This window comes from Nocardia sp. NPDC127606 (genome assembly GCF_042671725.1).
In the GTDB taxonomy this organism is placed as follows: Bacteria; Actinomycetota; Actinomycetes; order Mycobacteriales; family Mycobacteriaceae; genus Nocardia.
On the sequence record NZ_JBHXWQ010000004.1, the window covers coordinates 73133 to 100004 of the forward strand.

Sequence of the window (26872 nt, forward strand, 5' to 3'; positions counted from 1 at the left end):
CAGGTATCTCTGCGTCAAGTAGATGAACATTGAGAGTTTCAATCGAGAGGAAAAAAATGATGCGCGACGCGGTCGACCTGATCACCGAGCACTGGAACATCGAGCGCCCGGATGTCGACGTGTCACCGATGGCGATCGTCGGCCGGATCACCCGGCTCTCGCGCATCCTCGAACAGGATCTGAAGCGCTTCTTCGCAGGTCACGGCCTGGAATTCTGGGAGTTCGACGTGCTGGCCACGCTGCGTCGCTCCGGCGGCGAGACCGGCCTCACCGCCGGTGCGCTCAACCGCGCCGCCATGGTCACCTCGGGGGCCATCACCAACCGCATCGACCGCCTGGCCGCGAAGAACCTGGTCCGGCGCGTCCCCTCCCCCGACGATCGCCGCTCGGTCTTCGTGCAGCTCACCGCCGAGGGCCGCGAACTCGTCGACCGGCTACTGCCGCTGCACGTGGCCAACGAGCAGCGCCTGCTCTCCGCCCTCGGCGCCACGGACCGCGAGCAGCTCGCCGACCTGTTGCGCACCCTGGCCGTCGCACTGGACGACACCACGCTCGACTGACGCAGCGGCCCAGCGGTTTCGTCCGGCTACTCCCCGTCGTGCACGCCGGGTACGCCGTGCGACCCTCCGTTGTGCGCGCCGGGCGCAGCGGGATTCACCGGACCGTGTACCGGCTCGCCTCTGACCTCGGCATCCGAAGGGAACTGCACTCCCTGCGGATTGCCCGGTGAAACGGCCTGGGGGACATTGCCTTCCGGCATCTTCAGCCTGGGCCGACCCGATGCTGTCGTGGGCAACTGGTCGCCCACGTCCGGAACGAGCTGGAGCAGCGTGGAGAAGTCGACGACCTGCGCGCCGAGCGTCTTCGTCGCGACGATCACACCGTTCGTGTACAGCCGATACGTGCCTGCCCGTTGCGGCAGCAGCATTTCCGGACCGATCGGCTCGCCCACCGAACTGTTCGCACCGCCGATCCGCCGGTACTCGGTGTCGATCACCGACTCTCCCGCCAGCGCCTCGATGGTCAGATCGGGCTGTGCCGGTGTCGCGGGAACCGCTGGGGCGGGGGCGGATTCGACGAGTTCGCTGGGCGCCGGTCCGACCTCGAAGGTCTGGATATCGGCCGGCCTACCGCCGTCCGGCGCCGCCGAGTATTCCGAACGCAGGATCTGCCCGTCACGCAACAACACCGTGCCCGTGGTGGCGGCGACGGCCTCGGTACTGCGCGAATCCTCTTTCACCGTACCGGGATACGCCTGGCAGTCGGTGGTGTCGCAGGTCTGCGCGTAGGCGTAGCGACTCTCGGCGAGCGCGTAGGAGCGGGCCGCGATCGCTTGTGCGCGCAAGGCTTCGAAGGCGCCCTGGTCTGCCCAGTTGGCCTGCATTTCCGCGGGTAGTACGCCGGCTAAATAGTCGTCGAGGTCCACCTGGTTGACGGTGCGGAAGGACTCGCCTTCGAGCGCCACCCCGAGCGCGCCGCGATAGGCGGTGCCGCCGCACAGGGTCAGATGTTCGTCGGCGGGTCTGCCCGCACCGGCGCCGACCGGATAGACGAAGGGATCGTCGGTCGCGGCCTGCCACAACACTTCACCGTCGCAGCCCGCGGTCACCACCACGTTCGCCCCGCCGTCGGGCAGGGGCGTGAGATGGGCCGCGTCGCCGGGTCCGATCGTGCGACCGGCGACCTGCGCACCGGCGGCGGCGAAGGTGTCGAGGGTGGCGTCGTCCTGCGCCTGGAGCCGGACACCGATCGTTGTCGGTCCGATTTGCCCGAGATCAGCCCCGGGGTAGTAGTGGCCGAGAATTTCCTCGGCCGTCCAGCCCGCCCGCGCGTTGTCGAACGCCCCGACCTGACTCATACCGCGACCGTGTCCGGCGCCGACGGTTGGCGTGATCTGCCCCGGCAGGATCTGCCACAGGCCGATCGCCCCGGTCATCGCCAGGACAGTTCCGCTGACCAGCACCGGCAGTGGCACGGTCCGGATCATCGGCACGGCCCGGCGACGGGCGCCACGGCCGGTACTGCGGGTGATCTTGGTGTCCGCTCTCATACTGCGCTCCCACGGTTTCACGGTTCGACCGGCGGAGCTCGCGTCGGCATGTCGTCGTCGCCTAGCGGGATCCGAGGGCTACATTCGAGCAATCACATAAGTCTCGAGTTGAGGTTGAGATGTGTGACGTATGTTAACTAGTGTGATGCGTGAGGTTAGAGGAAGCAAGCATCACATGCGCGAAAAAACACGAGCTCGACCCGATAGGAGTCGCACGTGCGATACCGAAAGCCGAAACGTTCCTACGTGCTCCCGGTGGTCACGACCCTTGTTGTCGCCGCACCGATCGGCGCGTTCGCCCTCAGCGACTCGACCGACTACCGCAGCGCGAACGATTCCCAGGTCGCGGCCGTGCCGACGCAGCTGGCCGAGGTCGCGCTGACCGCGGCTCCCGACATCACGGTCCCGCTGCGTGACCTGACCGGCCTCGACCTCCCCGACCTGCATCTCTCGGACCTGCGCATGTTGCAGCTGCCGAGCTCGATCCCGATCCCCCCGGGATTACCGGTGCCCCCGGGCGTGGCGCTGCCCGCCGAGATCCCGCTGCCGCAGCTGCCGACGAAGCCGCAGCCGACCCCGACGCAGCAGGCCACACCGGGTGCCGCGGCGCCCGGGGCCGCTACGCCGCCCGCGCGCCCACCGGTCCCGAGCACATCGGTCCCGACCGCGCCCCCGGCTCCACCGGCCGCGACACCCCAAGCCCAACCCCCCGCTCCGGGCGCGCCCGCTCCGGCGCCAGGAGGCACAACCACCCAGCCTCCAGCGGCTCCGGCCGCACCCGCCACCGGCGCCCCGGTCTCCCAAAGCCATTCCGGCGGAGCCAAATTCATCGCCGACCCGGAGAACCTCGAACCCGGCACGACCCCCGACACCCCCGCCCTCTCACCGGGCGCGGTCGGCGCCGACGTCATCGACCAGGTGGGCGCGCAGGTCAAGGAACTCACCCAGGACACCCCGTTCAGCATGGTCGCCGTCACCGCCCGCGACATGGCGAACACCACCACCAAGCTGCGGGCTCGCCAGCTCGACGGCAACTGGGGCCCCTGGTACAACGCCGATCCGGTCGATACCAGGGCCACCGATCAGACCCCGGCCGACGCACCCACCGGCACCGAACCGATCTACGTCGGCGAGACCACCGCGGTGCAGATGCTGGTCACCCGCAAGCCCACCGCGGGCCCGGACCACGATCCGGCCCACCTCACCGAGGCCGCGCTCAAGGCCGTCCTGATCAATCCGGGCCGGGCCGCGATCGATGCCGCGCTCAACGACGTCGCCGCGGCGCTGCCCGGTGGCGGACCGAAGGTCATCACCCGCGCGCAGTGGGGCGCCGACGAGTCGATCCGCTGCCAGGAACCCACCTACGACGACGGCGTCGGCGGCATCACCGTGCACCACACGGCCGGTCGCAACGACTACAGCCGCTCCGAATCCGCGGGCATCGTCCGCGCGATCTACGCCTATCACGCCGAAACGCTCGGCTGGTGCGACATCGGCTACAACGCCTTGGTCGACCAGTACGGCCAGATCTTCGAAGGCCGCTACGGTGGCCTCGACCGCGCGGTCCAGGGCGCGCACGCGGGCGGTTTCAACGAGAACACCGCGGGTGTGGCGCTGATGGGCAACTACGAGACCGAGGATCCGAGCAACGAGTCGATCAACGCGATCGGCAAGTTCATCGGCTGGCGGGCCAAGCTCGCCGGGATCAATCCCAAGGGCACGACCACGATGTACTCCGAGGGCACCGAGTTCACCCCGTACGCGTACGACGAAGCGGTCGACCTGCCGGTGGTGTTCGCGCACCGCGATGTCGGCAACACCGACTGCCCCGGTGACGCCGCCTACGCGCTGATGGATCGCATCCGCGGGATCGCGGCGGGCAATTCCGGCACCTACACCTCGCCCCCGACCGCGTATCGTCCGCCGAGCCAGCAAGCCCGCGCACCGCAGGGCAACATGGCCGAACTGGGCGCGATGGTGGACAAGTTCCTCGGCCTGTCCGTCGACAACGCGATCGCCAAGCACTGGGTGGCCAAAGGCGGGGTCGACGGTCCGCTCGGCGCACCGCAGTCGGACCTGATCTCAGGCGCGCAGGGCCGTCAGTACGCGAAGTTCGCCAACGGTTTCGTCTATTCGGGCGAGGGCGGTCAGGTGTTCGAGGTGGTCGGCGCGATTCTCGACCGGTATCTGAGCCTGGGCGCCGATTCGGGCGTACTCGGTCTGCCGACCGCGAGTTCGTACCTCGTCCCGAACGGTCTCCGCACCGATTTCCAGCACGGTTCGCTGGTGCTCAACGAGCTAACGGGCATCGTCACGACGTTCTGGAAGACCTACGACGAGACCTACAAGCAGGAAATGAACGGTCAGCCGAAGCCGGGTCAGGCCCACACCGCCCCGACCCTCGGACTGGCGGTTCCGGCGCCGGCTCCGGCTGACCCGCAGGCACCCGCCGAACCGCAGGCCCCGCCCGCCGAACCGGCACTCGCTGAACAGATCCCCCTCGAGCAGGTTCCGGCAGACCCGCCGGCTCCCGAACCCGCCCCGACCGGCTAACCCCCGGTCACGGCGAAGAACGGCCGGTGCACCCTCCGAGCGAGGGGCACCGGCCGTTTTATTGGAGCGCTGGCGTGCTCGAGCGGGGCCCTTCGGGTAGAGACATACGAGGTGCGCCGCTGGGTTACCTCCACCAGCGTTCGAGGACCATCGCGACACCGTGGTCGATATTGCTGCCGGTCACCTCGTCGGCCGCCGCCCGGGCCTCGGGATGGGCGTTGCCCATCGCGACGCCGTGCCCGGCCATCGCCAGCATCGGGACATCGTTGGGCATGTCGCCGAAGGCCACGATCGACGAGTGTTCGGCGCCGATCCGGCGCGCGACCTCGGCCAGCCCGGACGCCTTGGTCACCTGCGGCACCGCCAGCTCGATCAGCCCGCTCTCGGTGGAGTAGGTGATCTCGGCGCGGTCGCCGATGAGCGGAGCCAGCACCGCGCGCATGTCGGAACTGCGGGCCGAACTGAGCCGGATGAGCATTTTGATCGCGGGTGAGTCGATCACCTCGGCGTGTGAGACGACGGTGTCGTCGGGGTTGAGCCAGGCGTGTTCGTAGGTCGGCGAACTGACGAACTGCTGGGTCACGGCGTCGTGCGCGCTGGCCCCGACCCGTTCGGTCGCCAGGCCGCAACCAGGGAGCGCGTGCTCGGCGATGTCGGCCAACCAGCTCAGGGTCTCGACGTCGAGGGTGTGGCTCGACAGCACCCGATCGGTGGCGCTGTCGTAGATGACCGCGCCGTTTCCGCAGATGGCGAGCGGTGCGTACCCGAGTTCGCTGACGACCGGGTCGATCCAGCGCGGCGGGCGGCCGGTGGCCAGCACGAAGGTGGCGCCGTCGGCGACGAGGGCCCCGACGGCCGCCTTGGTGCGCGCCGAGATCTTGTCGGAGTCGTCGATCAGGGTGCCGTCGACGTCGCTGGCCACCAGCCGCGGTTTCGGGTGCAGGTGCGTCATCCCATCTATCCTGCCGCACGTCGCCACGCGGGGATGCCGGACTGTCCCTATGATCAGGGCCTGATTACCCGATCCAGAGGGGACTGATGACCGGCTTCTTGTTGCGGCGCACACTCAACTACGTTGTGCTCCTTCTGCTGGCATCATTTCTGACGTTCAGCCTCGCATCACTCACGTTCAACCCGCTCGAGAGCCTCGAGCAGCGCAACCCGCGCCCGCCGCAGTCGGTGATCGACGCGAAGGCCGACCAGTTGCATCTCGACGAGCCGATCCCACAGCGCTATCTCACCTGGCTCGGCGGCGTCGTGCAAGGCGATTTCGGGACCACCCTGGCCGGGCAGCCGGTGAGCGAGGAACTGGGCAGACGGGTGGCGGTGAGTCTGCGGCTGCTGATCCTCGGTTCGGTCATCGGCACCGTGCTCGGCGTGCTGATCGGCGCGGCGGGGGCGATCCGGCAGTACAAGTTCAGCGACTATTTCTCGACGGTGCTGTCGCTGCTGATCATCTCGACACCGATCTTCTTGCTGGCGACGCTGTTGAAATACGGCGCGCTACAGATCAATACGATGACCGGAACGCAGATCTTCCTGTACACCGGCGAGACCTCCGCCACGCAGGTCAACGGTTTCTGGAACCAAATGCTCGACCGCGCACAGCATCTGGTGCTGCCCACCTTGGCGCTGGCGCTCGGATCCATGGCCGGCTACAGCCGCTACCAGCGCAACGCCATGCTCGATGTGCTCGGCAGCGACTTCATCCGAACAGCGAGAGCCAAAGGCCTGACCCGCAATCACGCGCTCTATAAACACGGCCTGCGCACCGCGCTGATCCCGATGGCGACTCTGTTCGCCTACAGCCTCGGCGCCTTGATCACCGGCGCCACCTTCGTCGAGAAGATCTTCGGCTGGCACGGTGTCGGCGAATGGCTGATCGATTCGATCAATTCCCAGGACCTCTACGTGGTGGTGACGGTGACAGCATTCGCCGGCCTGGTGGTGCTGGTGTCGGGGTTGCTCTCCGACGTCGTCCTTGCCCTGCTCGACCCGAGGGTGCGTGTCTCATGACCGAAACCGAACTCATCGCCGTCGGCGCCCCCGAGGTCGCGGCGGCCGGTCGCCGCAAACTGGTCTGGCGGCGCTTTCTGCGCAACAAGCCCGCCGTGGTCGGCGCGGTGATCCTGGTGCTGATGTTCGTGGCCAGTTTCGTGCTGCCGCCACTGCTGCCGTGGGACTACCAGCAGATGGACTACAAGGCGCTGCTGAAACCGCCGAGTCTCGAGCACCCGTTCGGCACCACCCAGATCGGTCAGGACGTGCTCGCCCAGACCATGCGCGGCCTACAGAAGTCCCTGATCATCGGTTTCTGCGTGGCGATCTGCTCCAGCGTCATCGCGGCGACAGCGGGCGCGGTGGCCGGACTGCTCGGCGGCTGGCCCGACCGCGCGATCATGTGGTTCGTCGACCTGTTGCTGGTGGTCCCCAGTTTCATCATCATCGCGCTGTTCGCACCGCGCACCAAGGGTTCGGGGTCGATCGCGATCCTGATCGTGCTGCTGAGCGTGTTCGGCTGGATGATCGCCGCGCGCATCATCCGCGGCCTCACCCTGAGCTTGCGCGACCGTGAATTCGTCCGCGCTGCCCGGTATATGGGCGCGCCGACCCGCACCGTGATCCTCAGTCACATCATCCCGAACATCGCCTCGATCCTGATCATCGACACCACCCTCGCGGTCGGTGCCGCGATCAGCGCCGAAACCGGTTTGAGCTTCCTCGGTTTCGGTGTGCAGCCGCCGGACGTCTCGCTGGGATCGCTCATCGCGGCGGGCACCAAATCGGCGCTCACCTATCCGTGGCTGTTCCTGTTCGCCGGTGGCCTGCTGATCACGATCGTGTTGTCCGCCAACCTGGTCGGTGACGGCTTGCGTGACGCGTTCGACCCCGGCGCCCGCGGCGCGCGCAAGTCGCGCAAGGAGGTCGCCGAGCACAAGGAGCAGGCGCAGGTGGAGTTGAAGAAAGCCGAGAAGCGATGACCGCGTCGACCGCACCCCTGCTCGAGGTCACCGACCTGCGGGTCTCCTTCCCCGGTGAGGAAGGCCGCGTCGAGGCGGTGCGCGGGGTGAACTACACCGTCGCCGACGGCGAGGTGCTCGCCATCGTCGGCGAGTCCGGCTCGGGCAAGTCGGTGTCCTCGCTCGCGGTGATCGGGCTGCTGCCCGACCAGGCACGGGTGCAGGGATCGGTGCGCCTGCGCGGCCGCGAACTGCTCGGCCTCGGCGACAAGCAGATGTCGAAGCTGCGCGGTTCCTCGATCAGCATGGTCTTCCAGGATCCGCTCTCCGCGCTGACCCCGGTGTACCGCGTCGGTGATCAGATCGCGGAAGCCCTGCTCGCACACGGCGAGATGAGCCGCAAGGAAGCGGGCGAGCGGGCCATCGAGCTGCTCGAACTCGTCGGCATCGCCGATGCCAGGGCCCGGTCCAGGGCGTTCCCGCACGAGTTCTCCGGCGGTATGCGCCAGCGCGTGGTGATCGCGATGGCCATCGCCAACGATCCCGCGCTGATCATCTGCGACGAACCGACCACCGCGCTCGACGTGACGGTGCAGGCCCAGATCCTCGCGCTGCTGCGCAAGGCGCGCGATATCACCGGCGCGGGCGTCATCATGATCACCCACGACATGGGCATCGCGGCCACCGTCGCCGACCGGGTCGCCGTGATGTACGCGGGCAAGGTTGTCGAAACCGCGCCGGTCACAGAGCTTTTCGCAGCCCCGCGGATGCCGTACACCGTCGGCTTGCTCGGTTCCATCCCGCGCATGGACGGCCCGCCGCGCACGCCGCTGATCCCGATCCTCGGCGCCCCGCCTGCCATGCACGCCCTGCCGCCCGGTTGCTCGTTCGCGCCACGCTGCCCGGTCTCGATCGGCGACTGCACCGCCGCCGAACCCCCGCTGGAGAAGGTGAGCCCCGGTCACTCGGTCGCCTGCATCCGCACCGCCGAGGTCGGCACGCATCAGCTCTTCGAGGCCTACCGCAAGGAGATCCCGGCCCCGGCGCACCCCGACCGCACCGACGACGACGTGGTCCTGCGCGTCACCGACCTGGTGAAAACCTTCCCCCTCACCTCCGGCGTGCTGCTGCGCCGCCGCACCGGCGAGGTCCGCGCGGTCGACGGCATCAGCTTCTCCGTGCGCGCCGGCCGCACCCTGGCGCTGGTCGGCGAATCCGGTTCGGGCAAGTCGACCACCCTGTCGCAGATCATGGATCTGGCGCCTCCGCAGTCGGGCAGCATCGAAGTGCTCGGCAACGACGTCGCCACCCTCACCAAGGCGCGCACCCGCGAGATCCGGCGCAAGATGCAGATCGTCTTCCAGGACCCGAGTTCCTCCCTCGACCCGCGCCTGCCGATCTTCGACGTCCTCGCCGAGCCACTGCGCATCGACGGCCGGTCCCGCGAAGAAGTCAACCGGCGGGTGCCGGAGTTGTTGCGGCAGGTCGGGTTGCGGCCCGAGCACGCCGATCGCTACCCCTCGGATTTCTCCGGCGGCCAGAAGCAGCGCATCAGCATCGCCCGCGCACTGGCCCTCGACACCCAACTGCTGGTCCTCGACGAACCCGTCTCCTCGCTGGACGTGTCGATCCAGGCCGGCGTCCTCAACCTGCTGCGCGACCTACAGGCCGAGCACGGACTGTCCTACCTGTTCGTCTCCCACGACCTGTCGGTGGTGCGCAACCTCGCCCACGACATCGCGGTGATGCTGCAGGGCAAGATCGTCGAATCCGGTCCGGCCGAGCAGATCTTCGCCGATCCTCAGCACGAATACACGCGCTCGCTCATCTCGGCCGTACCGGAACCCGTCGTCAGCGGCTGAGAACGTCGGTCCAGCCGAAAGAGGAGGCGCCATGAGAACCCGTCGAATGCAAGCAGGGCGTAGTGCTCGATTGCGATGTGCTGCCGTGGTGGTGGCTGCCGGGATGATCGTGGCGGGTTGTGGGGGTGGCGACGAGTCGGCGGCCGGGTTGAGTGATGCGATCGGGTCCACCAGCGACATCAATCCCAAGGGTGTCGACGAGCTGCGCGAAGGCGGCAACCTGCGCTTGGCGACCACCTCGTACCCGGCGAATTGGAACACGCTGTCCAACGACGGAAACGAAGCCGAGATCGCCGAGATCGTGCGCCCGATGATGCCGCGCTCTTTCGAGATCGATGCGGCGGGCCAGCTCAGCGTCGACACGGACTATTTCACCGATGTGGCACTGACCAGCACCGACCCGATGCGAGTGACGTACTCGATCAACCCGAGTGCGGTGTGGTCGGATGGTTCGCCCATCACCTGGGAAGATATCGCCGCCCAAGCGAACGCGCTCAGCGGCCGGGACAAGCGCTACCTGATCGCGATCACCAACGGCTTCGAATTCGTCGAGAAGGTGGAGCGCGGCATCGATGACCGCCAGGCGGTCCTCACCTTCAGCACCCCCTTCGCCGACTGGCGCGGCCAGTTCGCGGGTAACAGCACTCTGTACCCCAAATCGGTGACCAGCACACCAGAAGCCTTCAACACCAGCCTCGTCGATGCGATCAGCCTCACGGCTGGTCCGTTCGTCGTCACGAACACCGACCGATCGCAAGGCCGAATCGTCCTGGGCCGCAACCCGAAATGGTGGGGCGACAAGCCGGTCCTCGACACCATCACCTACAGCGTGCTCGACCGCACCTCTTGGGTACAGGCTTTGCAGAACAACGAACTCGACCTTGCCCAGCTCTCCACCATCGACGACGTGAAGACAGTCGGCGGCACGGAGAACCTGGTCATCCGCCGGGCCCCCGGTAATCGCTGGCGCCACATCACCTTCAACGGCGCGCCCGGTTCGATCCTGGCCGATCCAGCTGTCCGCGTGGCGATCTCGAAGGCGATCGACCGACAGGGCATCGTTTCGGCCATCCAGAACGGGCTCGTCGAGAGCCCTCGGCCGCTGAACAACCACGTTTTCCTCCAGGGCCAAAAGGGCTACCAGGACAACAGCCTCGGCTACGACCCGGATGCGGCGTCCCGCGAACTCGATGCCCTCGGCTGGGTCCGCACCGGCGACAGCCGCACCAAGGACGGTCGCAAGCTCGTTATCCGCGACGTCATGTACAACGACCCGACCTGGGTCCAGATCGCGCAGATCATCCAGCAGAACCTGGCCGCCATCGGCGTCGAACTCACCATCGACACCAAGCCCGCCACAGGCTATTTCACCGACGTCATCCAGCCCGGCGATTTCGATGCCGCGCAGTTCACCTTCCAGGGCGACCCTTTCCCCCTCGCCAGCCTGCGCCAGATCTACTACTACGACCCGAACGACCTCCAAGGCAACTTCGGTCGCATCGGATCCCCCGAACTCAACGCCCTCATCGAACGCACACTCACCGAACTGGATCCGCAAAAGTCCACCGACCTCGCAAACCAGGTCGACCGCAAGGTATTCGAAGAAGGCCACTCCCTCCCCCTGATGCAGTCCGACGGCAGCTTCGGCGCCCGCACCACCCTCGCCAACATCGGCTCCCCCGGGTTGGCAACGTACGACTACACGAAGATCGGATTCACGAAATGACCACAGCTACGTACGCCAGGCGGCTCCGCCAGGCAGGTTTCCGCATCGCGGTGCCCGTTTTCGCTATGACGTTGGCGATTGGTGGTTGTGCGTCCGATGACAGTTCGCAGATCGGCGCAGACTCCATCGGTGCCGTGAACGACATCAATCCCAAGGATGTCAGTGAAGTCCAGGACGGTGGCAATTTCCGTCTGGCGCTGACTGCCTTCCCTGAAACCTTCAATTCGGACCACGTTGACGCGAGTGCTGATGTCTCCGCAGTTGTCGGATGGACGCTGCCGGGCACGGTCACGTCTAACGCGGCGGGTGAACTGTCGATTGACCACGATTACTTCACCGATATCCAGCTCACCGGCACCGCGCCGCAACAGGTGACCTACACGATCAATCCGGAAGCAGTATGGTCTGACGGCACTCCCATCACCTGGGAGGACATGCGCTCCCAGGCGCAGGCGCTGAGCGGCAAGGACGTCGCGTTCCAGGTTCGCGGCACCGACGGATTCGATCGAGTGGAGAAGGTCGAGCGTGGCGTCGACGATCGCCAGGCCGTGGTCACCTTCGCCAAGCATTACGCCGAGTGGAAAGGCATGTTCAATCCGCTCTATCCGAAGGCATCCACCGAATCACCTGCCACGTTCGAAAATTGGGCACGCAATAGTCTGCCCGTATCCGCAGGTCCCTTCTTGGTCGGCGCGATCGACCGCGCACAACAGCGCATCACGCTGAACCGCAACCCCAAGTGGTGGGGCAATACGCCCAAGCTCGACACGATCACCTTCGCCGTGCTCGACTACTCCGCGCGCATGGCGGCTCTGCAGAACAACGAACTCGATGCGGCTTCCGTTTCCGGCATCGAAGAAGTGAAGACTGCGGCCGGTTCGCCGGGGCTGGTTGTGCGGCGCGCGCCGTCGACGACCTACTCGCACTTCACCTTCAATGGCGCCCCGGGTGCGATTCTCGAGGATCCGCAATTGCGCGTCGCGATCTCGAAGGCAATCGACCGACAGACGATCGCGAACGCACGCCAAAACGGCCTGGTCGAGAAGCCGGAGCCGCTGAACAACCACATCTTCATGAAGGGCCAGAAGGGCTACCAGGACAACTCCGCCCCATTGTCCTATGACCCTGCGGCGGCCGCCAAGATGCTGGACGACCTGGGCTGGAAACTCAATGGTGAGGTCCGGGAGAAGGACGGGCGAAAGCTCGAGCTGACCGACGTCATGTACCAGCAGGACGCCTGGGTGCAGATCGCCACGATCGCTCAGCAGAATCTGGCCGCAGTGGGTGTGAAGCTGAATATTCGCACCGTGCCGGGCAACGGCCTGTTCAAAGATGTCGTCGACCCGGGCAACTTCGATATCGTCCAGTTCAGCTGGTCCGGTGGCATTCTGCCGCTCGGCGTACTGCCGCAGATCTACGCCTACGATCCGAACAACCGGCTGAGCAACAAGGGCCGAATCGGAACCCCGGAACTCAATGCGTTGATCGAAGAGACCATCGCCGAGCTCGACCCGGAAAAGGCCATCGAGCTTGCCAACAAGGCGGACCGGATGATCTTCGATATCGGTTTCTCGCTCCCCATCGTGCAGTCTCCCGGCGCGATTGCGGTGCGTTCCACGGTAGCCAACTACGGCGCCTTCGGTCTTGCATCGACAGATGCGACCAAGGTCGGCTTCGTCAAGTAACCCTCCGCCACGCGCGGAAAGGAAGGATCACCATGCGAATTCGCTCGCTGGGTACCAAGTTCGCCATTCCGTGCGTGGCGGTCGGCCTGATCCTGTCAGGCTGTTCCTCTGACAACGCCGTAACACCGGGCACCGCCACAATCGGCAGCACCAACGACATCAACCCTCATGATGTGGCGGACCTGCGTGATGGCGGCAATCTGCGGCTGGTGTTGAGTTCCTTCCCGGAGTCGTTCAACTATCTGCAGGTCGACGGCGGCACCGAGAGCACCGGTGACGTGATCGAACCGACGTTGCCAGTGGCATACACCAGCAATGCGGCCGGGGAACTGGCGATCAACCACGACTACTTCACCGATATCCAGCTCACCGGCAACAACCCGCAGCAGGTCACCTACACGATAAATCCCAAGGCGGTGTGGACCGACGGGACGCCGATCACTTGGGAGGACATGCGTTCGCAGGCGGCGGCGCTGAGTGGACGGGACACGTCGTATCTGATGACAGCCACCAGCGGCTTCGAGCGGGTGGAGAAGGTCGAGCGTGGTGTCGACGACCGGCAGGCGATCGTCACCTTCTCCCAGCCCTATGCCGAATGGCAGGGTCAGTTCAGTCCGCTGTATCCGAAGGCCACCACCGAGTCCGCCGCCGCGTTCAACGACCGTGATCGCAACGGGCTCGCAGTGAGCGCGGGCCCGTTCCAGATCAGCGCGATCGATCGTGGACAGAACCGAATCACGTTGACCCGCAATCCGGCATGGTGGGGCGCCACCCCTAGGCTCGACACCATCACTTTCAGCGTGCTCGACAGTTCGGCGTGGCTGCCCGCGATTCAGAACAACGAACTAGACATCGCCTACATGTCGGGCATCGAGAATGTCACCGGCGCGAAGCAGGCCGCCGGCGTAGTGCTGCGGCGCACGCCGGAGCCCAGCTGGTCGCACATCACGTTCAATGGCGCGCCGGGTTCACTGCTCGAAGATCCACAGGTGCGGATCGCTATCTCCAAGGCGATCGACCGGCAGGGCATCGTCAACGCATCCCAGAATGGCGTAGTGGACGATCCGAAGCCGCTCAACAACCACATCTTCATGAATGGGCAGAAGGGGTACCAGGACAATTCGGCACCCATCTCCTTCGACCCGACCGCGGCCGCGAAAATGCTCGACGACCTGGGTTGGAAGCTCAACGGCGACGTGCGTGAGAAGAACGGCCGCCGTCTGGAGATCCGCGATGTGATGTACCAGCAGGACGGTTGGGTCCAGACCGCACAGATCGTCCAGCAGAATCTGGCGCAGATCGGGGTGAAGCTGAACATCCAAACTGTGCCGGGTAGTGGACTTTTCAAGGATGTGATCGATCCGGGCAATTTCGAGCTGGCGCAATTCAGCTGGGGCGGTAGCTATCTCCCGCTCGGGGCGTTGCCACAGATCTACGCTTATGATCCGAACAACTTGCAGTCCAACAAGGCACGGATCGGTTCGCCAGAGCTCAATGCCTTGATCGAGCGGACCATCGCCGAACTCGACCCCGACAAGGCGCGTGAACTCGCCAATCAGTGCGATCAGATGATCTTCGCCGAAGGCTATTCGATTCCGCTGAACCAGGCTTCGGGTACCTACGCGGTGCGGGAGAACCTCGCCAACTACGGCGCGTTCGGGCTCGCCACCGCCGATTACACCAAGGTCGGCTTCCTGAAGTGAGCAACGGCCCGGCGCGCGCACTCACCTACCCGCTGCTCGTCACGAGCGGCACCCTCGCGGTGATCGCCGCGTGGGTGCCGTTCGCGGATATCGATCAGCTGAGTGCGCTCGCCGTGGTCGCTCTCGCCGTACTCGCCTACACCGCGTATCAACTCGGACTTGCCTTCGGGGTTTTCCCGACGGGGCTGGTTGCGACAGGGACCGTGCGCGGTAGGCGGGTTCGGCAGCAGTATCGGCTGGTCAGCCGGTCGTGGCTGGAGATCAGCAGTGGTGATCGGATGGTGTGGCAGCCGGTGTTCTATGAGCCGGCGCTGTCGACGCTCACTCCGGCCGAGCTGGAGCTGACCGGCCGATCCATCCACGAGGGGGACACGCGCTTCTACCCCTCGGGGCGTGTGCGCACCACCGAGCCGGTGGGCAAGCTCGTGGACAATCCCTCCCGCGCCATCGATCCACCCACGTTCGGGATCGCCCGCCGCCTGATCCTCGACATTCAGCAGGCGGTCGGCGCCCCCCTCGTCGGCCTGCTCTGGGTGTACGTCATGAACGGCGGACTGGGCGCGTTCGTGGCCACCACGACGGTCGCCGCCGCCACCTTCACCTGGCTTTCCGCCATCCGGGGCTCCGACCCCAGCTAAACCACCAGGCAGCTTCGCCACCCTTCTTTTCCAATACAACTGGTCTGACCACTTGACCTCTTACCGCTGATGGCGCAGGATCGGGGTATGGCATGGACCCCCGTGGTGAAGCGCTCGGTTTCCGGTGATGTGTTCGAGCAGATCGCCGCCGAAGTGCTGGGCGGGGAGCTGGCGGCGGGGAGCACGTTGCCGAGTGAGCGGCAGTTGGCCGAGGCGTTGGGGGTGTCGCGGCCCGCGGTGCGGGAGGCGTTGCAGCGGTTGGCCGCGGCGGGGCTGGTGGCCGTTCGGCAAGGTGAGGCGACGACTGTGCTCGACTATCGGCGCAGCGCCGGGCTGGAAGTGCTTCCGCGACTGTTGATCCGGGGTGATTCGATCGATCCCGCGGTCGCTCGCAGCATTCTCGAGGCGCGGCTGCACAACGGGCCGAAGATCGCCGAGTTGGCCTCCGCGCGGGTTCGATCGCGAGGTGCGGACGATCCGCGCGTCGCGGGCGAACTGGCGCTGTTGGGCGAATCCGTCGATTCCCTTGTCGCCGAATCGGATCCACTCACTCAGCAGCGGATCGCCCTCGAATTCTGGGACCACATCCTCGACCTCGCCGATTCGATCGCCTTCCGGCTGATGTATTCCATGCTGCGCGCCGCCTACGAACCCGCCTTGGCCGCGCTGGCGCCGATCATGTCCGCCGAGGTGGGCAATGACGTCGCCTATCGAGACCTGGCCGCCGCGATCGCCGCGGGCGAGCCGGAACGGGCCGCCGACACCGCCCGAGCACTGCTCGGGCCGGCGACCACCGCCCTGATCCATGCCCTCGACGGGGCATGATCCACCCGAGGAATGACATGACCGATCACCGTCCGACGACGACGTCGCACGACTCCGAAGAATCCCGTGCGACCGAAACCCGCCGAACCCCCGACCGCGGCTCGCCGCGGGCGATCCGGCGCAGCATGCCCCTGAGCGAGGCGGCGCGGGAATTCCTCCGACATCCGTCACCCTGGATGATCGCCGCGGTCTTCGTGGTCGCGGCGAGTACCCGCTTCGTCATCGGCGGCTGGCAGCTCACCGATGCCCTTGTCCCCGTGGTGATTCTGGCCGCGTTCCCGCTCGTCGAGTGGATCATCCACGTCACCGTGCTGCACTGGCGTCCACGGCATCTCGGCCCGCTGACCCTCGACAGCGAGCTGGCCCGCAAACACCGCGAGCACCACGTCGACCCGCGCGACATCCCGCTGATCTTCATCCCGCCGAAGTCGCTGCTGCTCACGATCGTCGCCCTGGTCGCGATCGCCCTACTCGCTTTCCCCCGCACCGGCCTCGGCCTCACCTTCCTGCTCACCATCACCACACTCGGCCTGCTCTACGAGTGGACCCATTACCTGATCCATACCGACTACAAGCCGAAACATGCCCTCTACCGGGCCATTTGGCGCAACCACCGCCACCACCACTACAAGAACGAGCACTACTGGTTCACCGTGACCACCTCCGGCACCGCCGACCGCCTCCTCGGCACCGCCCCCGACCCGGCCACGACACCGACCTCCCCCACGGCGCGCAACCTCCACGCCGACTAGATCCGAGGTACCACCTCGGGGCAGCACTCAGACCCGGCTCGCACCATCACGCGAGCCGGGTTTTTGCTTGACAGGTTAATACCCTAGGGGGGTATGGTACCGAGCGCAGGACGCACTCCGCTCGAAAGGACGAAAGTCGTGACTACGCAATCGCAATCCACCCGGAAGTGGTGGGCGCTGGCGGTGATCGCCGCCGCGCAGTTCATGGTCATCATGGACACCTCGATCATCGGGATCGCGCTGCCCAAGATGCAGGCCGAGCTCGGATTCACGCCGGGCAATCTGACGTGGGTGTTCAACGCCTACGTGGTCGCGTTCGGCGGTCTGCTGCTGCTCGGTGGCAGACTCTCCGACCTGCTCGGCGCTCGCCGGGTATTCGCCGCCGGCTGGGTGGTGCTCGGCGTCGGCTCCGTCATCGCCGGCGCCGCGGGCAACGTCGGCGTCGAGCTGGCGGGTCGGGCGATCCAAGGTGGTGGTGCGGCGCTGATCGCGCCTTCCGCGCTCACGCTGCTGATGATGCTGTTCGGCGGCTCGCCTCAGGAGCTCACCAAGGCGCTCGCCGTGTATGGCGCGGCCGCGCCCGCCGGTGGTACCGCGGGCGTGTTCCTCGGTGGTGTGATCACCGAATACATCAGCTGGCCTTGGGTTTTCTACATCAATGTTCCGATCGCCGTGCTCGCGCTGATCGCCGTGCCGCTGCTGATGCCCGGCGCCCCGGCACGGAAGGGATCCATCGACATCGCCGGATCTGTCACTGTGACAGCCGGTTTGGCAGCCGCGGTGTATGCGATCGTGCAGGCACCGGAGGTCGGTTGGACTTCGGGTGAGACCTGGGGCGTGCTGGCGCCGGCCGCCGCGCTGCTGGCCGGGTTCGTCGCCATTCAGTCCCGGCGTGGCGAGCCGCTCATGCGGCTGAGCATCTTCCGCGCACCGAACCTGGCCGCCGCCAACTTCGCCCAGTTCGCGCTGGCCGCCGCGTGGGTGCCGATGTGGTTCTTCCTCAACCTGTACCTACAGCAGGTGCTCGGGTACAGCGCGTTCCCGTCGGGTGCGGCTCTGCTGCCGATGACCACGCTGATCATGCTCGGCATGGTGGTGCTCGCCCCGAAGGCGATGCAGCGTTTCGGCGCGAAGCCGATGATCGTCACCGGGCTGATCGTGCTCGGTCTCGGCCTCGGGGTGATGTCGCTGGTGCGGCCGACCGGCAACTTCTGGATCGACGTGCTGCCCGCCTCGCTGATAGCCGCGGGGGGTATGTCGCTGGCCTTCATTCCCTCGCTCGGCACCGCCATCTCGGCGGCACGACCCGAGGAAGGCGGCCTGGCCTCGGGCATCGTCAACGTCAGCTACCAGGTGGGTTCCGCGCTCGGCCTGGCCGCGATGACGGCGGTGGCCGCCGCGTTCGGCGCGAGCGAGCTCGGCGACACGTCGGCGCTGACCGACGGTTATTCCGCGGCTTTCCTGGGGGCGGGCGTGCTCGCCCTGGCAGGCGCGGGCATCACCGCGGCGACCATGCGGACCTCGGCCACCGACAAGGCCGACGCGACCGTTTGACAAAGTACCCTAGGGGGGTATGGTAATGATCGAGAGCGAAACGAGGAGAGTTCCATGAGCACCACCACCGTCACCGTCACCGGCATGACCTGCGGCTGCTGCGTCAACAAGGTCCGCGACAAGGTCGGCGCCCTACCCGGCGTCACCGGCGTCGATGTCGACCTGGCCGCGGGCTCGGTAACCATCGACGGCACCGAGCCCGAACGCACCGCCCTCGCCGACGCCGTCGCCGCGGCCGGCTTCCACCTCGCAGACTGAACGGATACGGAGCATCCCGATGAACGCAACAGGCAAGTTCGCCGGATTCACCCTCGGCCTCGCGGCGGTCTTCGGGATCGCTCTGGCCGCAGGCGCCCTGGTCGGTCCGCAACCTTCCGAGCCGGCCGGGCACGGCGAGCACTCCGCCGGGGCGGCACCGTCCGCCGATCTTCCCGGCGGGCTGCTCGCCACCGACCAGGGCTACACGCTCGCCTTGGACAAGCCGAACACCGCCACCGCGCCGCAGTCGCCGACAAGTTTTCGCATCCTCGACGCGAACGGCGCACCGGTGACGAAGTACGTGAACAGCCACGACAAGGACCTGCACCTGATCGTGGTCCGACGCGACATGGCGGGCTTCCAGCACGTACACCCGGTCCTCGATCCGGCCGGAACCTGGACCGTTCCGCTGAACCTCAGCCGGGGCGGCGACTATCGCGTCTACGCCGACTTCACCCCCGAGGGCGGGTCGAACCTGACGCTCGGCGCCGATCTGCGGGTCGCGGGCAACTACGACGTGCAGGCGCTGCCCGCCCCGGCCGCCACCGCGCAGGTCGGCGAGTACACGGTCGCGCTGAACGGCACAGTCGCCCCGGGCACCGCGTCGAAGGTGACGCTCTCGGTCAGCCGCAACGGCGCCCCGGTCACCGACCTGCAGCCCTACCTCGGCGCCTACGGTCACCTGGTAGCCCTGCGCGCCGCCGACCTCGCCTACCTGCACGTTCATCCCGAGGGCACGCCCGGCGACGGAGTCACCCCCGCCGGACCCGGCATCGACTTCATCGTGAACGCACCGAGCGCAGGCGACTATCGCCTGTTCCTCGACTTCCAGCACCAGGGCGTGGTGCGCACCGCCGAGTTCACGGTGCGGGTCGCCACGCCGAACGCCACCGGTGCGAGCAACCCCGCCCCGACCAGCGCACCCGCCGACCACGGCACCCCCGGCCACGGCCACTGACCCCACCTGTTTCACCCGTGATCGCTCAGCGAGAATTGCTATCAGGAACGAAGGAGCACCCCATGACCGCCGTGACACACCCACCGGGCACCGGCCAGGTAGAACTGGTGATCGGTGGCATGACCTGCGCTTCCTGCGCGAACCGGATCGAGAAGAAGCTCAACAAGCTCGACGGGGTCACCGCCACGGTCAACTACGCGACCGAGAAGGCGCGCGTCGACTTCACCGGTGACGTCTCCCCCGAGGCGCTGATCGCCACCGTCGAGCAGGCCGGTTACACCGCGGCACTCCCCGCGCCGAAGAAGCCCGAGACCGACGAGACGCCGATCGCCGACGCGGACCCGGCGGCCTCGCTACGCACCCGGCTGATCGTGTCGGCCCTGCTCACCGTGCCGGTGATCGCGATGGCGATGATCCCGGCGCTGCAGTTCACCAACTGGCAGTGGCTCTCGCTCACGCTGGCCGCACCGGTCGTGATCTGGGGTGCGCTGCCCTTCCACAAGGCGGCGTGGACCAACCTGAAGCACGGCACCGCCACCATGGACACCCTGGTGTCGATGGGCACGCTCGCCGCGTTCGGCTGGTCGCTGTACGCGCTGTTCTGGGGCACGGCGGGCACGCCGGGGATGAAGCACCCGTTCGAGTTCACCATCGCGCGGATGGACGGCACCGGCAGCATCTACCTCGAAGCCGCGGCGGGCGTGACCACGTTCATCCTGGCCGGGCGGTACTTCGAGGCACGGTCGAAGCGACGGGCGGGCGCGGCGCTGAAGGCCCTGCTCGAGCTCGGCGCGAAGGATGTCGCGGTTCTTCGCGGCGGCGTCGAGACGCGAATTCCGGTGGAGCAGTTGGCCGTCGGTGACGAGTTCATCGTGCGGCCGGGCGAGAAGATCGCCACCGACGGGGTGATCACCGAGGGGACGTCGGCAGTCGACGCGTCCATGCTCACCGGCGAGTCGGTGCCGGTGGAGGTCGGCGTCGACGACGGCGTCACCGGTGCCACCGTGAATGTCGGCGGCCGACTCGTCGTGCGCGCCACCAGGATCGGCGCCGACACCCAGCTCGCCCAGATGGCACAGCTCGTCGAGGACGCGCAGACCGGCAAGGCGCAGGCACAGCGGCTGGCCGACCGGATCTCCGGCATATTCGTGCCGATCGTCATCGCGCTCGCCGTGGCCACCCTCGGATTCTGGCTCGGCACCGGCGGTTCCATCGCCGCCGCCTTCACGGCGGGCGTGGCGGTGCTGATCATCGCCTGCCCCTGCGCCCTCGGCCTGGCCACCCCGACCGCGCTGATGGTCGGCACCGGACGCGGCGCGCAACTGGGCATCCTGATCAAGGGACCCGAGGTGCTCGAATCGACCCGCAAGGTCGACACGATCGTGCTGGACAAAACCGGCACCGTCACCACCGGCAAGATGACGCTGCTCGACGTGATCCCCGCCGAGGGCGAACTGTCCAGCAAGGTACTGGAACTCGCTGGTGCGCTGGAGGATTCGTCGGAGCACCCGATCGCGCAGGCCATCGCCAAGGGCGCACGCGACGAGTTCGGCACGCTGCTGCCGGTGGAGGGCTTCGCCAATGTCGAAGGTCTCGGTGTGCAGGGCGTGGTCGACGGTCACGCGGTGATCGTCGGCCGGGCGCGACTGCTGGCCGACTGGTCACAGCCCCTCGACGAGACACTGGAAACCGCACTGGCGGAGGCGGAATCGGCGGGCAAGACCGCGGTCGCGATCGGCTGGGACGGCAGAGCGCGCGGCGTGCTGGTGGTCGCCGACGCGGTGAAGCCGAGCTCGGCGCAGGCCATCGCGCAGTTCCGCGAGCTCGGGCTGACGCCGATCCTGCTCACCGGTGACAATGCCCGCGCGGCCCGCACCATCGGCGACGAAGTCGGCATCGACGAGGTCATCGCCGAGGTGTTGCCGCAGGACAAGGTCGACACCGTCAAGCGGCTGCAGGCCGAGGGCAAGGTGGTCGCCATGGTCGGTGACGGCGTCAACGACGCGGCCGCCCTGGCCCAGGCCGACCTCGGCCTGTCGATGGGCACCGGCACCGACGTCGCCATCGAGGCCAGCGACCTGACCCTCGTCCGCGGCGACCTCCGCGCCGCCGCCGACGCGATCCGCCTGTCGCGGCGCACCCTGGCCACGATCAAGGGCAACCTGTTCTGGGCCTTCGCCTACAACGTTGCCGCGATCCCGCTGGCCATGGCGGGCCTGCTCAACCCGATGCTGGCCGGCGCCGCGATGGCGTTCAGCTCGGTCTTCGTGGTGAGCAACAGCCTGCGCCTGCGCCGGTTCTCCTCGACCGCGCGGTAGCTCACCAAGACAAAGGGCGGGGCGGCGGATTCTTCTGCCGCCCCGCCCTTTTCACGCTCAGAAGATGTGCTGGTCGTCTGCGGAGATGGCGAAGCCGTGACCGCCCGCGCGACAGCGGACACCCTGCGAGGACGAGTCGCAGGTGTAGCCGTTGACGGTCAGGGATTCGCCGTAGTTCAGCACCGCGCCACCGGCGGCTGAGCCGTCCTGCGGAATGCCGACGAAGATGCCCTGGCTGGTGCACAGGAACTCCGACTTGCCTTCATAGAGATGCGCGGCGACCTTACGGTTGGGCGCGTCGGTGCAATTCGGCAGTTTCGGCGTGATGATGTTGGCCTTGCGCAGCTGGCAGCCGACACCGTACGGCGCCGTGGCGAGGACGCCGCACATGATGTTCCCGGTGGGCGACTGGAAGTAGTAGCTGCCGTCGATCTGATATCTGCTCGCATCGACGGTGGCGAAGCCGGCACTGGCCGGCACCGAACCAGTGCCCGGCGCGACCGTCGGAGCCGAGCCGCCCGGCGCCTCGCTATCGGGCGTACCGGCATCCGGCACGGCCGTGCTCGGCGCGCCCGAAGACTGGCCAGGTGCACCGGACGGCCGGCCAACGGTAACCGTGCCTGCCCCCTGGTCGGCGGCCCCGGTGCAGGCGGTGAGCACCCCGGTCAGCACTACCAACGCCGCTGCTGCGACAACTGATTTCACGATTGCTCCGCTCTTTGCTCCCGACCCGTCGAGGAAAGATCGACGGCGGATGCGAAGTCGTTTCCTCAGGTCATGGAACGCGACGGAACCGTGACCTACGCCCGTACCTTCACCATGTGATCCAGTTCACTCTTGCGGTTGACCTAAGGTCAGGGTGGAGCCTCATTTCAGCGGCACAGAGCCGGAACAGCTGATTCGAGGAGAAGCATCATGAGCACGAAAAGCATTGCGCGACAGGACCTGCAGCAGATCATCGACGAGACCGTCGAGGCCGGATTCCTCGCGGTAACGCTTCGCGTGAACGACGAGCAGGGCGAGTGGGTCGGCAGCGCCGGGCTGAGCGAGCTCGGCGGGACAGCACTGCCTCCGGTCGACGGACACGTCCGGATCGGCAGCAACACCAAGACTTTCACCGCGACCGTGGTCCTGCAGCTGGTCGCCGAGGGCCGCATCGACCTGGACACCCCGGCGCTGCACTACCTGCCCGAGTTCGCGCTGGACGAGCGGATCACCGTGCGAATGTTGTTGCAGCACACCAGCGGAGTCTTCAACTTCACCGGCGAGTTCTACGAGAACGGGACCGTCGTACCCGGGATCACCTCCACCATCGCGGGGAAGGAGTGGGTGGACAAGCGGTTCGAGACCTACCTGCCCGAGGACCTGGTCACGCTGGCGCTGTCGAAGCCCGCACGGTTCGAGCCCGGCACGGGGTGGAGCTACTCCAACACGAACTACGTCATCGCCAGGCTGCTCGTGGAGAAGGTGACCGGCAACTCGCTCGCCGCGGAGATGGACCGCCTGATCCTGGGCCCGCTCGGACTCACGGGCACCAGCATGCCCGGCGCGTCGACCGAACTGCCCGAGCCACATCCGCACGCCTACTACCGGTACGCCGACGGCGACGAGCAGCGCACGGTCGACGTCACCGAGCACAACCCCTCCTGGGTGGCCACCGGCGGTGACATGATCTCGACCACCGCCGACCTGCGGACCTTCATCACCGCACTGGTGGGCGGCAAGCTCGTGCCCGAGGCGTTGCTGGCCGAGATGTACTCCACCCACGCCACCGGCATCCCGAACATGGAGTACGGACTCGGAGTGTTCGTGCTGCAGACCGAAGGCGGCACCACCGTCATCACCCACAACGGCGGCATGGCCGGCTTCGCGGCGCTGATGTTCAGCACGCCCGACGGCAGCCGGACCATGACCGCGTACCTGACCTGCGTCGACGATGCCGAGATAACGATCGCGCCCGCGTTCCAGGTCGCGCAGAAGGCACTGCTCGACGCGGTGTTCGGCTGAGAACCGTTCGCGGACAAGGCAAGCTGAGCGGATGCGGAACGGGGTCACGATCGGGCAGGCGGCGGCGTTCGTCGGTGTCACGGTGAAGACGGTGCGGCACTATCACAAGCTCGGCCTGGTCGCCGAGCCCGACCGGGACAGCTCCGGGTACCGGCGCTACGGGTCCACGGAGCTGTTGCGGCTGGTCAAGGTCAGAACGCTGGCCGAGGCCGGGGTGCCGCTGGCCGAGGTCGAGCCACTGCTCGACGCCGACACCGACCGGTTCGCCGCCGCGCTCACCGAGGTCGGGCGTCAGCTCAGCGAACGGATCGATGAGCTGACCGCCCGGCACGACACCCTGCACCGGCTGGCCGACGGTAACCGGGCACTGCTACCCGACCGCGCGGTGGCGCTGCTCGAACGGATGCCCGAGCTCGGCTTTCCGCCGGCCGAAGTGGCCGCGACCAGGGAGGGGTGGGTGCTGGCGAGGGCACTGGTGCCGGAGGGTTTCGACGACTACCTCGCCGACGTCGAGAACGCCGTCGAGGACCCTGTGTACCTCGCGCTGTTCCTGCGGGGCGTGGCGGCCAGGGACTGGGAGCCCGACGATCCCCGGATCGACGAACTCGCCACGGCCCTGGTCGAACAACTCCTCGCCAACCCCGCGCAGCTGCGGATCGTGACCGGTCTGCAGGCGCGCACCGAGGCCGCCACCCGCTACGAGATGATCGCCCATCACAACCAGGACGAGACCTCGGCGCCCGGCAGGCTGGCCGCGCTGATCGAGGCGAAACTGCGGGCCGCCGGCGTCTACATCCCCAGGCCGAGCTGACACAGGGGAACAATCGACTCCGTGACCACCCGAGGTGAGCCAGTCACCGCAACTCAGCACGTCTGGTACGCCGCGTACGGCTCCAACATGCACGCGGAGCGGTTCGACTACTACCGTGAAGGCGGCACCCCGCCCGGCACCGACCACACCTATCCCGGCTTCCGTGACCCGTCCGCACCGGCTGCGGTGACGGCGATCGACCTGCCGGGGAGCCTGTATTTCGCCTGGCAGAGCCCGGTCTGGACGGGTGGGGTCGGGTTCTATACCGCGCGGCCACCTGCGGGCTGGCCGACCGGTGCGGCGGCGCGGGGGTATCTGCTGACCGTAGGTCAGTTCGGTGATCTGCTCGCTCAGGAGATGTACCGAACACCGGCGGCCGACTTCGATCCGGCGCCGGTCCTCGCCGGAGGTTCGGTGCGGCTCGGGCCGGGGCGGTACGAGACAGTGGTGCACGCGGGTACCACCGACGGAATTCCCGTCCTCACCTTCACCTCACCTTGGGACCCGGAAACCGTTGCCCTGCAGCGTCCCTCGGCGCGATATCTGACGATGATCAGCGCCGGTCTGCGCGAATCACACGGCTGGAGCACGGATCGCGTCGTCGAGTACCTGCGCGTGCGGCCCGGAATCGCCGGGCAGTGGAACGAGGCCGACCTGCGGGGTGCGCTGCTCGGCGGTACCGGACTGGAGCCGGCCTAGGTTTCGCCGGACGATCGCGGGTACTCCCTGGTTGCGGGGACGGGAGCACACGCATGGAGTGGTTCACGGCACCGGAATACTGGCAGGGCAGGCTGGTTTTCCAGCGTGGCTTGGCGGTGATCTACGCCCTGGCGTTCCTCGCCGCGGCGCTGCAATTTCGCGCTCTGCTCGGTGAGCGCGGGATGCTGCCGATCCCGCGGTACCTGGCTCGGACGCCGTTCCGCCGGTCACCCAGCCTGTTCCACCTGCGCTACACCGATCGGTTCTACGCCGGTATCGCCTGGTTCGGTGTGGTGCTCGCGGTGGCTGTCGCGCTGGGCGCGGCCGATCTGGTGCCGCTGTGGGCGTCGATGGCGCTGTGGTTCGCGCTGTGGATGCTGTATCTGTCGATCGTCAATGTCGGGCAGGCGTGGTACTCGTTCGGTTGGGAATCGTTGCTGCTCGAAGCCGGTTTTCTGGCGATCTTCCTCGGCAACGACACCGTCGCGCCGCCGCTGCTCGTCCTGCTGGCCGCGCGCTGGCTGCTGTTCCGGGTGGAGTTCGGGGCGGGGCTGATCAAGATGCGCGGCGATCGGTGCTGGCGCGATCTGACCTGCCTGTACTACCACCACGAGACCCAGCCGATGCCCGGGCCGCTGAGCTGGTTCTTCCACCATCTGCCCCGGCCACTGCACCGGGTGGAGGTCGCCGCCAATCATGTCGCGCAGCTGATCGTGCCGTTCGGATTGTTCGCGCCGCAACCGGTGGCGAGTGTGGCCGCGGTCATCATCATCGTCACGCAGTTGTGGCTGGTGCTCTCGGGCAATTTCGCCTGGCTGAACTGGGTGACTCTGCTGCTGGCTACGACCGCCGTCAGCGCGTACCCGGTACTGCCGGACGCCCCGTCGGTGGCCGAGCCGCCCGGCTGGTTCCTCGGCGCGGTCGTCGCCTTCGTCGCGATGGTGGTGGTGCTGAGCTTCGGGCCGGTGCGGAATCTTCTCTCCACGCGGCAGGCGATGAACGCCTCGTTCGACCCGTTGCACCTGGTCAACACCTATGGCGCGTTCGGCAGTATCACCCGGGTCCGCCAGGAGATCGTGCTCGAGGGCACCGACGCCACCCAGCTCACGCCGGACACGGTGTGGTGCGAATACGAGTTCAAGGGCAAGCCGGGCGACCCCCGGTACCGTCCGCGCCAGTGGGCGCCCTATCACCTGCGGCTGGACTGGTTGATGTGGTTCGCCGCGCTGTCGCCGGCCTACGCGCGATCGTGGGCACTGGCGCTGGTGATCCGGCTGCTCGACAACGACCCCGACACCCTGCGCCTGCTGCGGCGCTGCCCCTTCCCCGACGCACCGCCGCACTACGTGCGCGCCCGGCTGTACGAGTACCACTTCAGTACGCCCGCCGAACTGTTCCGCGAACGGATCTGGTGGCGCCGAACCCTGATCGGCGAGTTCCTGCCGCCGCTGAGTCACGAACGCCTCGACCGGCGCCGGGAATGAGAAAAGCCCGGCACGATGGCCGGGCTTTT

At 67.1% G+C, this 26872-nt stretch carries 22 protein-coding genes; 19 read left to right on the top strand and 3 right to left on the bottom strand.

Annotated features, from left to right (window positions below; translation table 11 throughout):
• Positions 1-59 precede the first annotated feature (59 nt).
• Positions 60-560, top strand: a complete 501-nt coding sequence (locus ACFVJ5_RS20025) for a MarR family winged helix-turn-helix transcriptional regulator (RefSeq protein WP_379222049.1) — start codon at positions 60-62, stop codon at positions 558-560.
• A gap of 26 nt (positions 561-586) precedes the next feature.
• Here the strand turns inward: ACFVJ5_RS20025 and ACFVJ5_RS20030 are convergent, their stop codons facing one another.
• Positions 587-2050 carry a SpoIID/LytB domain-containing protein gene (locus ACFVJ5_RS20030; protein WP_379222051.1) on the bottom strand — a complete coding sequence of 488 codons (1464 nt, stop codon included), beginning with the start codon at positions 2048-2050 and terminating at the stop codon, positions 587-589.
• 216 nt (positions 2051-2266) lie between these two features.
• Between ACFVJ5_RS20030 and ACFVJ5_RS20035 the strand changes: the two genes are divergently transcribed.
• On the top strand, positions 2267-4603 hold the full coding sequence (locus tag ACFVJ5_RS20035) for an N-acetylmuramoyl-L-alanine amidase (protein WP_379222053.1): 2337 nt from the start codon (positions 2267-2269) through the stop codon (positions 4601-4603).
• 124 nt (positions 4604-4727) lie between these two features.
• Here the strand turns inward: ACFVJ5_RS20035 and ACFVJ5_RS20040 are convergent, their stop codons facing one another.
• Entirely contained in the window at positions 4728-5555 is an 828-nt protein-coding gene (locus ACFVJ5_RS20040) for an HAD family hydrolase (protein WP_379222055.1), read from the bottom strand.
• A gap of 86 nt (positions 5556-5641) precedes the next feature.
• Between ACFVJ5_RS20040 and ACFVJ5_RS20045 the strand changes: the two genes are divergently transcribed.
• The 13 genes from ACFVJ5_RS20045 to ACFVJ5_RS20105 all read left to right on the top strand — a co-directional run bounded on the left by ACFVJ5_RS20045 (position 5642) and on the right by ACFVJ5_RS20105 (position 21842).
• Entirely contained in the window at positions 5642-6619 is a 978-nt protein-coding gene (locus tag ACFVJ5_RS20045) for an ABC transporter permease (protein ID WP_379222057.1), read from the top strand.
• Entirely contained in the window at positions 6616-7584 is a 969-nt protein-coding gene (locus tag ACFVJ5_RS20050; protein WP_379222059.1) for an ABC transporter permease, read from the top strand. Before ACFVJ5_RS20045 ends, ACFVJ5_RS20050 begins: the two co-directional genes overlap by 4 nt.
• Positions 7581-9425: an ABC transporter ATP-binding protein gene (locus tag ACFVJ5_RS20055; RefSeq protein WP_379222061.1), complete on the top strand. Its 1845-nt coding sequence runs from the start codon at positions 7581-7583 to the stop codon at positions 9423-9425. The genes ACFVJ5_RS20050 and ACFVJ5_RS20055 overlap by 4 nt, the downstream gene beginning before the upstream one ends.
• Before the next feature lie 31 nt (positions 9426-9456).
• Entirely contained in the window at positions 9457-11151 is a 1695-nt protein-coding gene (locus tag ACFVJ5_RS20060) for an ABC transporter family substrate-binding protein (RefSeq protein ID WP_379222062.1), read from the top strand.
• Entirely contained in the window at positions 11148-12836 is a 1689-nt protein-coding gene (locus ACFVJ5_RS20065; RefSeq protein WP_379222064.1) for an ABC transporter family substrate-binding protein, read from the top strand. The genes ACFVJ5_RS20060 and ACFVJ5_RS20065 overlap by 4 nt, the downstream gene beginning before the upstream one ends.
• Before the next feature lie 32 nt (positions 12837-12868).
• Positions 12869-14539 carry an ABC transporter family substrate-binding protein gene (locus ACFVJ5_RS20070; protein WP_379222066.1) on the top strand — a complete coding sequence of 557 codons (1671 nt, stop codon included), beginning with the start codon at positions 12869-12871 and terminating at the stop codon, positions 14537-14539.
• Positions 14536-15177 carry a hypothetical protein gene (locus tag ACFVJ5_RS20075; protein ID WP_379222068.1) on the top strand — a complete coding sequence of 214 codons (642 nt, stop codon included), beginning with the start codon at positions 14536-14538 and terminating at the stop codon, positions 15175-15177. Before ACFVJ5_RS20070 ends, ACFVJ5_RS20075 begins: the two co-directional genes overlap by 4 nt.
• An 87-nt stretch (positions 15178-15264) precedes the next feature.
• Positions 15265-16002, top strand: coding sequence for a FadR/GntR family transcriptional regulator (locus tag ACFVJ5_RS20080; RefSeq protein ID WP_379222070.1), 738 nt, complete (start codon positions 15265-15267; stop codon positions 16000-16002).
• A 125-nt stretch (positions 16003-16127) separates the two neighbouring features.
• Positions 16128-16754, top strand: coding sequence for a sterol desaturase family protein (locus tag ACFVJ5_RS20085; RefSeq protein WP_379222662.1), 627 nt, complete (start codon positions 16128-16130; stop codon positions 16752-16754).
• A gap of 138 nt (positions 16755-16892) precedes the next feature.
• Positions 16893-18308 carry an MFS transporter gene (locus tag ACFVJ5_RS20090; RefSeq protein WP_379222072.1) on the top strand — a complete coding sequence of 472 codons (1416 nt, stop codon included), beginning with the start codon at positions 16893-16895 and terminating at the stop codon, positions 18306-18308.
• A gap of 54 nt (positions 18309-18362) precedes the next feature.
• On the top strand, positions 18363-18566 hold the full coding sequence (locus ACFVJ5_RS20095) for a heavy-metal-associated domain-containing protein (protein WP_379222074.1): 204 nt from the start codon (positions 18363-18365) through the stop codon (positions 18564-18566).
• Between the two features lie 19 nt (positions 18567-18585).
• Positions 18586-19524: a hypothetical protein gene (locus ACFVJ5_RS20100; RefSeq protein WP_379222076.1), complete on the top strand. Its 939-nt coding sequence runs from the start codon at positions 18586-18588 to the stop codon at positions 19522-19524.
• A gap of 62 nt (positions 19525-19586) precedes the next feature.
• Complete coding sequence (locus ACFVJ5_RS20105; protein WP_379222078.1) at positions 19587-21842, top strand: heavy metal translocating P-type ATPase; 2256 nt, start codon at positions 19587-19589, stop codon at positions 21840-21842.
• Positions 21843-21899: 57 nt separating this feature from the next.
• Here ACFVJ5_RS20105 and ACFVJ5_RS20110 read toward each other — a convergent pair whose 3' ends face one another.
• A complete protein-coding gene (locus ACFVJ5_RS20110; RefSeq protein WP_379222664.1) occupies positions 21900-22514 on the bottom strand; it encodes a DUF6636 domain-containing protein in 615 nt (204 codons plus the stop codon).
• Positions 22515-22757: 243 nt separating this feature from the next.
• Between ACFVJ5_RS20110 and ACFVJ5_RS20115 the strand changes: the two genes are divergently transcribed.
• Genes ACFVJ5_RS20115 through ACFVJ5_RS20130 form a run of 4 tightly spaced genes read left to right on the top strand, consistent with a single transcriptional unit; the run spans position 22758 to position 26843 of the window.
• Positions 22758-23849: a serine hydrolase domain-containing protein gene (locus ACFVJ5_RS20115; RefSeq protein ID WP_379222080.1), complete on the top strand. Its 1092-nt coding sequence runs from the start codon at positions 22758-22760 to the stop codon at positions 23847-23849.
• A 31-nt stretch (positions 23850-23880) separates the two neighbouring features.
• Positions 23881-24660 (top strand): MerR family transcriptional regulator, encoded by a 780-nt coding sequence (locus tag ACFVJ5_RS20120; RefSeq protein ID WP_379222082.1) that lies wholly within the window; start codon positions 23881-23883, stop codon positions 24658-24660.
• Between the two features lie 21 nt (positions 24661-24681).
• Positions 24682-25359 (top strand): histone deacetylase, encoded by a 678-nt coding sequence (locus ACFVJ5_RS20125; protein ID WP_379222084.1) that lies wholly within the window; start codon positions 24682-24684, stop codon positions 25357-25359.
• A 53-nt stretch (positions 25360-25412) separates the two neighbouring features.
• The gene (locus ACFVJ5_RS20130; RefSeq protein WP_379222085.1) at positions 25413-26843 is read left to right on the top strand and encodes a lipase maturation factor family protein; all 1431 of its coding nucleotides are present in this window, start codon (positions 25413-25415) and stop codon (positions 26841-26843) included.
• Positions 26844-26872: the final 29 nt, after the last annotated feature.

What these genes read in the sequence shown, in the direction of transcription:
- ACFVJ5_RS20025 (WP_379222049.1), top strand. Translation starts at nt 60, where the DNA reads ATGCGCGACGCGGTCGACCTGATCACCGAGCACTGGAACATCGAGCGC.
- ACFVJ5_RS20030 (WP_379222051.1), bottom strand. Translation starts at nt 2,050, where the DNA reads ATGAGAGCGGACACCAAGATCACCCGCAGTACCGGCCGTGGCGCCCGT.
- ACFVJ5_RS20040 (WP_379222055.1), bottom strand. Translation starts at nt 5,555, where the DNA reads ATGACGCACCTGCACCCGAAACCGCGGCTGGTGGCCAGCGACGTCGAC.
- ACFVJ5_RS20045 (WP_379222057.1), top strand. Translation starts at nt 5,642, where the DNA reads ATGACCGGCTTCTTGTTGCGGCGCACACTCAACTACGTTGTGCTCCTT.
- ACFVJ5_RS20050 (WP_379222059.1), top strand. Translation starts at nt 6,616, where the DNA reads ATGACCGAAACCGAACTCATCGCCGTCGGCGCCCCCGAGGTCGCGGCG.
- ACFVJ5_RS20055 (WP_379222061.1), top strand. Translation starts at nt 7,581, where the DNA reads ATGACCGCGTCGACCGCACCCCTGCTCGAGGTCACCGACCTGCGGGTC.
- ACFVJ5_RS20060 (WP_379222062.1), top strand. Translation starts at nt 9,457, where the DNA reads ATGAGAACCCGTCGAATGCAAGCAGGGCGTAGTGCTCGATTGCGATGT.
- ACFVJ5_RS20065 (WP_379222064.1), top strand. Translation starts at nt 11,148, where the DNA reads ATGACCACAGCTACGTACGCCAGGCGGCTCCGCCAGGCAGGTTTCCGC.
- ACFVJ5_RS20070 (WP_379222066.1), top strand. Translation starts at nt 12,869, where the DNA reads ATGCGAATTCGCTCGCTGGGTACCAAGTTCGCCATTCCGTGCGTGGCG.
- ACFVJ5_RS20080 (WP_379222070.1), top strand. Translation starts at nt 15,265, where the DNA reads ATGGCATGGACCCCCGTGGTGAAGCGCTCGGTTTCCGGTGATGTGTTC.
- ACFVJ5_RS20085 (WP_379222662.1), top strand. Translation starts at nt 16,128, where the DNA reads ATGCCCCTGAGCGAGGCGGCGCGGGAATTCCTCCGACATCCGTCACCC.
- ACFVJ5_RS20095 (WP_379222074.1), top strand. Translation starts at nt 18,363, where the DNA reads ATGAGCACCACCACCGTCACCGTCACCGGCATGACCTGCGGCTGCTGC.
- ACFVJ5_RS20100 (WP_379222076.1), top strand. Translation starts at nt 18,586, where the DNA reads ATGAACGCAACAGGCAAGTTCGCCGGATTCACCCTCGGCCTCGCGGCG.
- ACFVJ5_RS20105 (WP_379222078.1), top strand. Translation starts at nt 19,587, where the DNA reads ATGACCGCCGTGACACACCCACCGGGCACCGGCCAGGTAGAACTGGTG.
- ACFVJ5_RS20115 (WP_379222080.1), top strand. Translation starts at nt 22,758, where the DNA reads ATGAGCACGAAAAGCATTGCGCGACAGGACCTGCAGCAGATCATCGAC.
- ACFVJ5_RS20120 (WP_379222082.1), top strand. Translation starts at nt 23,881, where the DNA reads ATGCGGAACGGGGTCACGATCGGGCAGGCGGCGGCGTTCGTCGGTGTC.
- ACFVJ5_RS20130 (WP_379222085.1), top strand. Translation starts at nt 25,413, where the DNA reads ATGGAGTGGTTCACGGCACCGGAATACTGGCAGGGCAGGCTGGTTTTC.